At 53.1% G+C, this 2,120-nt stretch carries 2 protein-coding genes and 1 pseudogene; all 3 read left to right on the forward strand.

The window, feature by feature from the left end:
* Positions 1-104: 104 nt before the first annotated feature.
* Positions 105-968, forward strand: a complete 864-nt coding sequence (locus BZG13_RS15045) for a tRNA-(ms[2]io[6]A)-hydroxylase (protein WP_077487196.1) — start codon at positions 105-107, stop codon at positions 966-968.
* A gap of 5 nt (positions 969-973) precedes the next feature.
* Positions 974-1,534: pseudogene (locus BZG13_RS15050) on the forward strand (family 20 glycosylhydrolase); the annotation flags it as partial.
* Between the two features lie 109 nt (positions 1,535-1,643).
* Positions 1,644-2,120 (forward strand): tRNA isopentenyl-2-thiomethyl-A-37 hydroxylase MiaE (gene miaE / locus BZG13_RS15055; protein WP_241824824.1); only part of this gene is annotated, 477 nt, incomplete at its 3' end.

Raw genomic sequence — 2,120 nt, forward strand, 5'->3', positions numbered from 1 at the left:
TTCGCCCACCTGGCAGCGCCTCCTGCGCTGCCAGCTCTTTGCGCTCGCATCCCATCTGTTTATAATTGCCCAGCCATTGTTGTCAGTCTGAGAGTGTTTTCGGCATGCTACGCCAAGAAATTAATACCCTACTCACCCCTATTCATGGTTTTCTGCACTGTCATACGCCCGACAGTTGGATTGAACACGCCATCAAGCCTGACAACCAATCGATTCTTCTGCGCGACCACGCCAACTGCGAATTAAAAGCCAGCCAAACCGCGATGTGGCTGATCCGTAAATATGCAGTCGACGCGGCGAGTGGCGAGCAACTGCTGGCATGGGCCAAACCCTATGAAGACTTTGTCTATCGCCGCATTCGCGATGGGATCTTCCACGCGCGCAAAAACGGCCTCAGCGCGCCTTTAACCCCTAAAGCCGGCTTTGCCCACGGCCAAGCCTTGATTGATAAAATGGTCCGGTTAATCAAAGAAGAGTTTCATCACTTTGAGCAAGTGATTGAAATCATGGACGCACGCGGCATTCCCTATCAACCGTTAGAAGCAGGTCGCTACGCCAAAGGATTAATGCGCGCGGCACGTNTGATTGAAATCATGGACGCACGCGGCATTCCCTATCAACCGTTAGAAGCAGGTCGCTACGCCAAAGGATTAATGCGCGCGGCACGTACTCACGAACCGGCAACCTTAGTCGATAAACTGATTATTGGCGCCTACATTGAAGCACGCTCCTGCGAGCGCTTTGCCAAAGTCGCCCCACACCTCGATGATGAACTACAGAAGTTCTACATCTCGCTACTGCGCTCGGAAGCACGCCATTATCAAGATTACCTGACGCTTGCAGAAACCATCGCCGGCGAAGACATTCGCGACCGTATCCAAACCATCGGCGAGCGCGAAGCCGAGTTGATCCAAGCGCCCGACAGCCAATTCCGCTTTCACCGGCAATTTATCGGGACAGACGCATGAACGGAGAAACGACCGCTTCGCTACAGGGACAGATACTGACCTATGCTGAGCAAAAGCTTCGCGCCTTGGGCAAACGTATGGTTGGCTGGGAAGAAGTGCAGAACGGCGATAAAGTGAGCAAGAATACCGTGATCTATTCATGGCAAAGCGAAGACGCCGCATTGCACTGTGCGCAGCATGGGTTTGATGTGATTTTGACCCCGGGTCAGGCGACCTATCTCGATATGGTGCAAGATTATGCTGCCACCGAGCCCGGTCTCGACTGGGCGGGCGTCACGCCATTAGAGAAAGCCTACCAATATGAGCCGCTTGCAAGCCTCGCCAGTGACGATCCCGCCCGTGAGCATATGCTAGGCGTACAATGTGCACTCTGGAGTGAACTGATCACCAATCAGGACAGGCTCGATTACATGGTGTTTCCAAGGCTTACCCCCATTGCGGAAGCGGCCTGGAGCCACAGTGAGCGCCGTGACTGGCTCGATTATCTGGCCAGACTCAAAGCGCAATTACCGCGTTTAGACAAGTTCGGTATTCAATACCGTTCCCCTTGGGCATCGAACAAGTAGGCCGAATTCGCCCACCTGGCAGTACTTCCTGCGCTGCCAGCTCTTTGCGCTCGCATCCCATCTGTTTATAATGCCCAGCCATTGTTGTCAGTCTGAGAGTGTTTTCGGCATGCTACGCCAAGAAATTAATACCCTACTCACCCCTATTCATGGTTTTCTGCACTGTCATACGCCCGACAGTTGGATTGAAGCGGCCATCCAGCCTGACAATCAATCGATTCTTTTGCGCGATCACGCAAACTGCGAATTAAAAGCCAGCCAAACCGCGATGTGGCTGATCCGTAAATATGCGGTTGACGCGGCGAGTGGCGAGCAACTGCTAGCATGGGCCAAACCCTATGAAGACTTTGTCTATCGCCGCATTCGCGATGGGATCTTCCACGCGCGTAAAAACGGCCTCAGCGCGCCTTTAACCCCTAAAGCCGGCTTTGCCCACGGCCAAGCCTTGATTGATAAAATGGTCCGGTTAATCAAAGAAGAGTTTCATCACTTTGAGCAAGTGATTGAAATCATGGACGCACGCGGCATTCCCTATCAACCGTTAGAAGCAGGTCGCTACGCCAAAGGATTAATGCGCGCGGCACGT

The sequence above is a fragment of the Salinivibrio sp. ML323 genome, assembly GCF_001995745.1.
Taxonomy (GTDB): domain Bacteria; phylum Pseudomonadota; class Gammaproteobacteria; order Enterobacterales; family Vibrionaceae; genus Salinivibrio; species Salinivibrio kushneri.